9 protein-coding genes are annotated in these 9,351 nt (G+C 42.3%); 2 read left to right on the forward strand and 7 right to left on the reverse strand.

What is annotated here, in order from left to right; all coding sequences use genetic code 11:
* Positions 1–563 (forward strand): IS30 family transposase (locus HADU_RS04165; RefSeq protein WP_008303872.1); only part of this gene is annotated, 563 nt, incomplete at its 5' end.
* Here the strand turns inward: HADU_RS04165 and HADU_RS15125 are convergent.
* The 6 genes from HADU_RS15125 to HADU_RS04200 all read right to left on the reverse strand — a co-directional run bounded on the left by HADU_RS15125 (position 498) and on the right by HADU_RS04200 (position 7,008).
* Positions 498–1,667: a hypothetical protein gene (locus tag HADU_RS15125; RefSeq protein WP_008303874.1), complete on the reverse strand. Its 1,170-nt coding sequence runs from the start codon at positions 1,665–1,667 to the stop codon at positions 498–500. The genes HADU_RS04165 and HADU_RS15125 overlap by 66 nt on opposite strands.
* 220 nt (positions 1,668–1,887) lie before the next feature.
* A complete protein-coding gene (locus HADU_RS04175; protein ID WP_008303875.1) occupies positions 1,888–3,507 on the reverse strand; it encodes an ABC1 kinase family protein in 1,620 nt (539 codons plus the stop codon).
* A gap of 12 nt (positions 3,508–3,519) precedes the next feature.
* Positions 3,520–4,197 carry an SCP2 domain-containing protein gene (locus HADU_RS04180; protein ID WP_008303878.1) on the reverse strand — a complete coding sequence of 226 codons (678 nt, stop codon included), beginning with the start codon at positions 4,195–4,197 and terminating at the stop codon, positions 3,520–3,522.
* 11 nt (positions 4,198–4,208) lie between these two features.
* Positions 4,209–5,153, reverse strand: coding sequence for a bifunctional demethylmenaquinone methyltransferase/2-methoxy-6-polyprenyl-1,4-benzoquinol methylase UbiE (gene ubiE / locus HADU_RS04185; RefSeq protein ID WP_008303880.1), 945 nt, complete (start codon positions 5,151–5,153; stop codon positions 4,209–4,211).
* 483 nt (positions 5,154–5,636) lie between these two features.
* A complete protein-coding gene (locus HADU_RS04195) occupies positions 5,637–5,960 on the reverse strand; it encodes a hypothetical protein (protein ID WP_004813497.1) in 324 nt (107 codons plus the stop codon).
* 343 nt (positions 5,961–6,303) lie between these two features.
* Positions 6,304–7,008, reverse strand: coding sequence for an FFLEELY motif protein (locus tag HADU_RS04200; protein WP_008303882.1), 705 nt, complete (start codon positions 7,006–7,008; stop codon positions 6,304–6,306).
* A gap of 207 nt (positions 7,009–7,215) precedes the next feature.
* Between HADU_RS04200 and HADU_RS04205 the strand changes: the two genes are divergently transcribed.
* Entirely contained in the window at positions 7,216–8,634 is a 1,419-nt protein-coding gene (locus HADU_RS04205) for a polyphosphate--AMP phosphotransferase (RefSeq protein ID WP_008303884.1), read from the forward strand.
* Between the two features lie 42 nt (positions 8,635–8,676).
* On the opposite strand, the gene HADU_RS04210 is transcribed toward HADU_RS04205, so the two are convergent.
* The gene (locus HADU_RS04210) at positions 8,677–9,180 is read right to left on the reverse strand and encodes a hypothetical protein (RefSeq protein ID WP_004890494.1); all 504 of its coding nucleotides are present in this window, start codon (positions 9,178–9,180) and stop codon (positions 8,677–8,679) included.
* Between the last annotated feature and the right edge of the window lie 171 nt (positions 9,181–9,351).

The following is a 9,351-nucleotide window of genomic DNA, read 5'->3' on the forward strand; positions in this document are numbered from 1 at the left end:
AAAAAGATTCTATATTACAGGATATTAAAACTATTCATGAGCGCCCAGCCGAAGTTCAAGAAAGAAAAATACCGGGTCATTGGGAAGCTGATTTAATTAAAGGTAAAGACAATAAAAGTTCGATAGCAACACTTATTGAACGAAATACACGGCTCTGTATCTTGGCAACATTACCTGATGCAAAGGCAGAATCAGTGCGCAAGGCTTTAACTGAAGCTCTGAAATATTTACCTGCAGAACTGCGTAAAACGTTGACCTATGACCGTGGACGCGAGATGGCAGAACATAAAATACTTGAAGAAGATTTAGGCATAGATGTATATTTCTGTGACCCACATTCACCCTGGCAAAAAGGCACATGCGAAAATATGAATGGTTTAATTAGGCAATATTTACCTAAAGGGATTGATTTAAATCAGGCAGATCAGCATTATTTAAATCAAGTTGCCATGTCACTGAATACTCGTCCTAGAAAAGCGTTAGATTGGCTTACACCATTAGAGAAATTTGCTCAGCTTGTTGATTATCATAAGACTTTTCAAACTGTCGCACCTCATGTTTGAATTCGCCGTACTATCATTAAAAGAAACTTTTACATCGCTAATGTAAGCCGTTAAAGTTTCAAGCTGACCATTTTGACCAATTGCAGCATTTGCCTTGAAACCTAATTTCATCGAGTCTGTAGCTATTACTGAATCATTTAAAGTAAATTTCACTTTAGCTAGAGAGTCGATAGAATTCTTATCAATTGAAAGAGGGAAACCAGACTGAGAATTAGTAATTTCTTGAATACTATAACCAGCAAAGCTCAAATCATTATAACTAGCTGATACAAGGCTATCTTGGATTTCAGCAATAATGGTAGAGTTGTCAGTTAAATAATCTTCCAAATTACTAGAGCTGCTGGTTGAAGTGAGGGCAGTATTGATAATTGTAGTAACAGCTACTACGTTGGTTTGACTTGCAGCTAAAGCTTGTTGAACATTGGTGTCGGTTGTAGATGCTATAGCAGCGTTGAACACAGCTGTGACCATATTAGAATCCACACCTGAGTTAGTAAGAAGCTGCGTATCCTCTGCAGCTGCTTGCACTACTTGAACTGCCTCACTAATGGTTAAACCAGAATTTTCAAGCTGATTTAAAATTTGTTGTAACACAAATACTGCTGCTAATTGTTCATTAGAACCATCAGTAACCGGATCAAATGTGGTTACGTCTTCATTCAGGCTAAAGCCTAAGTTGGTGAGAACTTGTTCAAAATTTGCTGGAAGTTCTGCTTGCAAAGTAGTCAGAGGACTTGCAACAATTTCAGTAGTTGATGCTGCTTGATAATTAATTTCTTTAACTTTTAACTGACCAGTAAATGGAAGTTTGGTAACAGTATCAATCCCACCTTTAATAGTGAAACCGGTTTCCTGGCAATTTGGTGTAGTTTTAAAAGTAAATTTACCGTTCTCATCTGTTTTTAAATCTGGGTAAGCCGCTTCACAGTTAGAATTAGTAAAATCTACATCTGCTCCCGCCAAATAAAAGTCTACAGCGACACCAGAAATTTCTTTGGAGTTAAAACCGGGCTTCGATGAGCCACCACCACCCCCGCCACCACAAGCTGCCAATAATGAAGTCGCTATTGCTAATGTTGTTAATTTAAATATACGATTATTCATAATTATTCCCTAATTCCCAAACCTTTGTTTATGAGTTGTATGTTATCTTATATCAAATAATAGCTTAAAAAATAAGTAAAATAATTAATTAAATCTACAGCTATTAAATATCTTTTACAAAATACCTATTAAATAATTTGTATATTAATTAAGCAAAAAGTGAGCCAATATAGCAAAAAAATAAGCCCATTTTAAAATGGACTTATTCAAACACATTTAATTATTTGATTATCCGCCATACAGCTAAAATACTTGCCAATATAATCAAAAGGATAGACACAAACCAAGGTGAAATAATCGCAATCGCAAGCAGAATCGCCATTAAACTGCCAAATATCCAGCTACGTTTTTGTTGATGTTCCATTTGCAAACGCATGCTTTGTAATTCATTGAGCTGTTTGGCATGCCAGGCCGACTGGTTTTTTAGACCGTTCAGGCTGTCGATCATCAAGGTTGGTAAATCCTGCGCCCCTAAAAGCAGATCCGGGATTTTCTGTCCCAGTTCTTTCAGATTTTTCTGCGGATTCATCTGTGCCTTGATCCAGTCGGTCAGGATCGGTTTGGCCAGACTCCAGATATCCAGCTCAGGATACAAGTCTGTTCCCAGACCTTCCACATGCACGAGTGTTTTCAATAGCAACATCAGTTGTGGCGGGATTTCCAGATGGAAACGACGGGCGATGTCCATGACCTGAATCAGAATCCCGGCAAAATCCAGCTCATGCATCGGTTTAGAGACCATTGGACCCACAGTACGGCGCATTTCGCGTGCCAGCGCATCCTGATCGGTACCTGGTGGAATCCAGCCGGCCTGATGCACAATCTGGATCAGCTGCATGAAGTCGCTGTTCATGACCGCCAGCAGCATGCGGGCCACAGTCATCTGATCATGTCTGGATAGCTCGCCCATAATCGCACAGTCCAGTGCGATAAAGCGCGGATTGGACGGATTAATGGTTTCTACAAAGACATTGCCTGGATGCATGTCGGCATGGAAGAAGTTATCCCGGAATACCTGGGTAAAGAAGATGGTGAGACCTTTACGTGCCAGGTCAGCACGATCCATACCCAGTTCATCAAAGGTGGCAATATCCGAAATCGGTACACCGGTAATCCGTTCTGCGACCAGTACATCTTTGCTGTCCATGTAGACTTCAGGCACATACATCATGCTGGAGCCGGTGAAATAATGACGCATCCGGCGGGTATTATCCGCTTCCAGCGTCAAGTCCAGCTCATTCAGAATGATCTGACGATAATCCTGAATAATTTCCGATAAATGTAGGGCACGCGCTGCTTCCAGACGCTTTTCCAGAAAATCACCCAGCCAGCTCAGGATCTCGAAATCCTGCAAAATCTGATTACGGATATTCGGGCGGGTCACTTTCACTACGACTTCACGGCCATCATGCAGAGCAGCGGTATGCACCTGTGCAATTGATGCAGCAGCAAGTGGCTGAGCATCAAAACGGGCGAACAGGGTGTTTACATCGGCTTTCAGCGATTCCTGAATACGCATTTTAGCCACGTCATTGTCGAATGGCTTGACGCGATCCTGTAGTAAGACCAGTTGTTGCAGTACTTCAGGTGGAATCAGGTCACGACGCGTAGATAGCAATTGGCCCAGTTTGATTGCCAGTGGCCCCATTTCCTCTAAAGCTTCTTTCAGCTTGAGAGAATTTTTACGCTCTCGGCTGGACCATGCAGCCGGATGCATACGAATCAGAGACAGGATATGACGGCTTTTTTCTGGGAGTTCTTCCGCAGGAAACAACGTATCGAGTCGATAATGCGCGGCAATGCGCCAGAGTTCGAGTAAACGTGAAACATGCGGAATCATAAAGTGGTGTACCTAGTTTTGAGTTGAATCTTGTTGGTTTTCAATCTGTGTCTGAAGCTGACCAATCTTAGCTTCTACACGATCAATATTTTGATTGAATATACGCGTATCTTGCTGTAAATCATCCATTTGCCAACGCGCAGCAAATAGACCGCTGTCTTCTTTAAGCGTATCTTCCATAAAGAACAGACCGCTTTGCAGACTGCGTTTGAGATATTTGGGTGCCAGTTGCAATTTGCCAATTTCATGCGCAAGGGTTGGTCCGATCCATGGGCTTAAATGAGCCGCCACATCAGGTTCAGCCTGTTGCATAATGCGCTGGATTTCCTGCAATAACTTATAGTCACCTTGCAGCGGAATATTGCCTATTTCATCTGAAAGCAGCAGTTTCAGCAGGTCAATGACATTATCGACTTGTAAAGTCGCAGTGGCTTCAGAACTCTGTGAGCTGTTGGCTTCATAAGGCCGCTGTTCAAAGATCGAAGCAGCTTCAGTATGCCCAGTGGCTGTTGGCTCCAGGCGAACCTTGCCATCATCAAAGAATACATCTACAGAAAGCTGTGGTGAGGCAATTACTACACGTAGCATTTTGCCAGCCAATGCATTTAACTGGATGCGGGTAATCGCATCCAGATCAATGAAATGGTGAATCACACGTTCAACGGCACCAAGTGCCAGAATTGACCACATGAATGGGAACCTTAAAGTTTAAAACCACGGTGAACGGCAACGATACCACCCGTCAGGTTATGGTAGTCACAGTTCTGGAAGCCGGCATTTTCCATCATGCCTTTTAGGGTGCGCTGATCTGGGTGCATACGAATCGATTCTGCCAGATATTTATAGCTTTCAGAATCATTGGCAATGATTTTACCCATGATTGGCAATGCTGTGAATGAATACAGATCATACAGTTTCGAGAATGGCTCAAAGACCGGTTTAGAAAATTCTAAAACAAGCAGACGGCCACCTGGCTTAAGTACACGGTACATCGAAGCAAGTGCAGCATCTTTATCAGTGACGTTACGTAGACCAAATGAAATGGTTAACAGGTCAAAACTGTTATCTCCAAATGGCTCTAAAGTTTCGGCATTAGCCAGTACGAAATCAACATTGGTACAGCCCGCATCAATCAAGCGATCACGACCCACATTTAGCATGGATTCGTTGATGTCAGATAATACTACATGACCGGTTGGACCAACTTCACGGCTGAATACTTTGGCCAAGTCACCCGTACCACCGGCGATATCCAGCACATGCTGACCACGGCGCACGCCTGACATGTTAATGGCAAAACGTTTCCATAGACGGTGAATACCAAAAGACATCAGATCATTCATGATGTCGTATTTGCTGGCGACAGAATGGAATACTTCCGCGACTTTTTGTGCTTTTTCTTCACTGCTGACAGTTTGATAGCCGAAGTGAGTGGTTGGACCGACATTACCGGTATTCGCCCCACGTGGCAGATTATATTTCGGTATGCTACCTGTGACAGGTGTATCAGTCAGACGTTGTTCTAGAGACTGTTGCTGACCTTGTGGCGCACCTTGTGGTAACGGTGCAGTTAAGAATGGGCTCACTTTGTCTGTTTGTTGTGCCGACTCAGCTGTAGGGGTAGGCGTAGTATTTTCATTGGACATTGGAGTCACTCCTAACAGATCAATGGGGTTAATCTTGCATGCGTGCATGGACTGCATAATGACAGATTCTAAGATGTTATACAGCAATCATCATGCAATTGTTATGAATAATATACAGAAAAATGCGTCTTTAGCTGAAATCTCAGCCGAAAAATCGATCTTAATTGATGATAAAAAGTCATGATATACGTTCTGAATTTTTATATCTTCCTGCTGATGCGGTGCACCATAGTTTAATTAAATGGCGAGTCAAAACCTACTCAATTCTTTGTAGGTTTTTGCTTACATTGATTCAGGGTTTTAGCGACTATTTTATAGTGGTAGAAATTTCATATGATAAGTTCATCAGGAACAGGATGTTCCCTCTAAGAATAAAAATAGATAAATACAAGGAAAGTAAGGTACGACAGGAGTTATACCAAGCGAACCAATACGAAAAACCCCGGCAGGATGCCGGGGTTTTTCATTTTGTATCCAGAATTTTTAAGATTCGTCCAGTTTATGGATGAACTGGTTTTTACCATAGCGAATGGACAGTTGATCCAGCTCATAATAAAGACCATCTCCTAGTGCATAATCCCCACGTTCAACAGAGATAATCCGTTGTTTATCTGTAGTAATCACAATATGGAAATAGCCTATCTTTAACTTGCATTTCAGATCATGAACAAGCATCGCCTGACCGTAAATATCCAAAGACTTATGGCTTTCAATCTGTATATCTTGAGCATCAATTTTATAACTGTTTATTGAAGGTCTCAGGTTTATTTGTACAGTGCCGCGAATAGATAACTGTTTGTACCCCATTACATTTTTCCTAAAATTCATTGACATGGGTACATCTATAAAGAATCAAGATATACGGAGGCTTAGATAACACGTAAGCCGATCAAGTACGTTGACCATAAACAGATTAATTTCTGTAAATTTTGCATAATTTTTATAACTTTATTAGAGACTATAACGGATTGATTGATACGATTAGGGCTTTGGAACCATTATTTTGTCTATTTATTGAGACCTGATTTTTTTGTATCGATGAAATTACTACGATTTAAAAATAGCTGGTTAATTGGGTTAAGAGAATAAGGCAAGCAGATGCCAGCCTTATCCTAAGGTGATATTTTCAGATTTTTTAAGCTGTCGGGAATTAACGGAAAGGCTGAGGATCACCAGCATGCACGCGATCAATGATATTACGCTCAGTTGCCGTAAATTCACGTACAAACTTTTCTGCGGACTTAAGTGGTTTCATCGCCAGAAATCCATCCTGCATAAACTCATACATGACTTCAAAACGGTATTTTTCTGCGGCACCTTTACACATTTTAAATGCTGCCTGCACAATGAAAGACCGCATATATTTATCCAGATGAGTACCAAGCTGATCCAGCATAGCTAACTGTTTAAGGCGATCCTGGCCCTGATCCAGCTTTAAATAGGTCAGACGCATAATTTCATCAGTCAGTGATTCGGCTGGATGATAATCTTCCAATAACTGTTGTGCCACCTGCTCATCAAGCTGTACCGCAAGAATGGCCAGCTCTACTCCGTGAGTGCCGGTCTTGATCGCATTATCCGGGATCAGCTTTTCCGCCTTATGCGCATAGCGCGTCAAGCGGGCAATCTGTTCTGCCAGCGCATCGAAGTCCGGTCCACCATAAAGACGGTTCAGGAAATATTCTGACATCAGCACATTTTGCTTTTCTGCAAACTGCTTGGCATGAGTGCGTTGCATACGTTCTTTTTGCCAGAGCTGGACATCTTGCAGACGTTGTTGCAGTTCCGGTTGCTTATGATAGTTCAGTTGATAATAACGTTCCAGAAGATCGTCTAAAACCGCAAGTTTGGACATGGGAAGTTCAAATATGGTTATGGATGCGGGAATCTTAGAACGAGTTAGGATGGCGCGCTATGACAAATTGACCGGTTGCACAGGATTTGAAGTCAATTTGTTGAAAAGTTCGACAAAAAAGATCGTTTAAAAATCGTAGCGATCGCTATTCACCAAGCAAAAAGCCTGTCTATACTGTATTCACGAACAAGAAAAACAGAACAGGTTATGTCTACAGAACAGCAACAATTTCAATTGATTGAAGAAAATGAATTATCGTTACAGCTTATCGATGCGCAATATGCCCTGAAAGATACACGCGGACATAAGAATGCTAAAAGTTTAGTCATACTGGTCAATGGAATTGAGCTGGCCGGCAAAGGTGAAGCGGTTAAGCAATTACGGGAATGGGTTGACCCGCGTTATTTGCGGGTAAAAGCAGACCAGCCACGGCCCCTAAATGAAAGACAGACTTTCTGGCAGCCTTATGCACGCTTTATCCCGGCTGAAGGACAGATCATGGTGTTGTTTGGTAACTGGTATACAGATTTGCTGAGTACCGCCATGCATGTAGCGAATCCTATAGATGAAAGCATGTTTGATCATTATGTCGAACAGATGCGTGCCTTTGAGCAGGATCTGAAAAATAACCATGTTGATGTGATCAAGATCTGGTTTGATCTGCCCTGGAAGTCTTTACAAAAACGTTTAGATGATATTGATCCAAGTGAGATGCATTGGCATCGTTTACACGGTCTGGATTGGCGCAGTCGTAAGCAATATGACGCGATCCAGCGTTTGCGTCAACGTTTTACTGAGGACTGGATCATCATTGATGGTGAAGATGCAACCCGGCGTGACCAGCAGTTTGCCCAGACTATTCTTGCGGCCTTGAAACACTGTCCGGATCATCCTGCTAAAGGAAGTAAGACATGGTCCCCGGCATCTATTCCTAAAGCATTGCTGCAGCCTTCGCGGGAGCCGGTGGATCAGAATACCTATAAGGACGAACTCAAGAAACTGACCCGCAAGGTGGCTAGCGCAATGCGTATGGATCAACGTAATGTGGTGATCGTATTCGAGGGGATGGATGCAGCCGGTAAGGGGGGAGCAATCAAGCGGCTGGTGAAAAAGCTTGATCCACGCGAATATGAAATTCATACCATTGGTGCACCGGAAAAATATGAATTGCGCCGTCCTTATTTGTGGCGTTTCTGGACTAGGTTACAGCCGGAAGACAAGATTACGATTTTTGACCGGTCCTGGTATGGACGGGTACTGGTAGAACGGATTGAAGAACTGATTAGTCCTGCGCAATGGCAGGCATCTTATGCAGAAATTAACCGGTTTGAAAATGACCTGATTGAGGCACAGACTGTAATTATCAAGTTCTGGCTAGCGATTTCCAAGGACGAACAGGCTGAACGTTTTAAGGCGCGTGAACAGACGCCGCATAAACGTTTCAAGATCACTGATGAAGACTGGCGTAACCGTGAACGCTGGGAGGATTATTTGCAGGCAGCGGCGGATATGTTTGAGCATACCAGCACCGATCAGGCGCCATGGCATGTGATTGCTACCGATGACAAGGATAGCGCGCGTTTACAAATCTTGAAGACTATACTGAAACAGCTTGGCGTAAGTTAATACGACCAAGCTGCGTTTAAATAAGATGATTCTAAATCAAAATTATACTGTTTTAGCTTGCTGTTTTTGCTGGATATTTTTGGCTAGTTTATAAGAGTCTTCCACATGTGCCTCGGCAACTTTTTTCATTACGAAGTAGCCTAAACTTGCAGCAATTAACTGACCACCGAGCGGGATAAATTTGGTCACTTGCTTGGTGATATATTTTGCGGCAACATTATTGATGGATTTTTTTACCGCCGTACGTGCCACTACAAAACCAGAAAATTGTACGCCGCGTTTACGTAATTCATCCCATTGAACCTGTTTGGTTTTTGGATCAAATACGCTGACCTGCTCTGGTGCCAAGCCGAATCGGGCATTGATTTCAGGAATCAGCTGTGACAGGATGCCGACGTCAATCAAGACATCAAGAAACGGTACCGGAATCACGGCTGCACCTGCAGACATATAGGCACGCTTCTTAATCAGCTCCAGGCATTCTTCACGGATCTGTTCTAGATTTAAACTTGGATCAATTTGATCGGGAAATTTGTCTAATTTCATGGGCGATTACCTAAAGCTTCCTGTTGTTGTTTTTCTAAAAAAGTATCCATAAGATGCTTTTTTAAAAGAAATTTTTCTACTTAAGTGTAGATTAAAAAGTGACATAGACAGAACAGGGTGTATAGTAAATAATCTTTATTGTTTTGTAGTGCTGCTTTCTTTTAATTTGGG

The organism is Acinetobacter sp. HA (assembly GCF_000264725.1).
Taxonomy (GTDB): Bacteria; Pseudomonadota; Gammaproteobacteria; order Pseudomonadales; family Moraxellaceae; genus Acinetobacter; species Acinetobacter schindleri.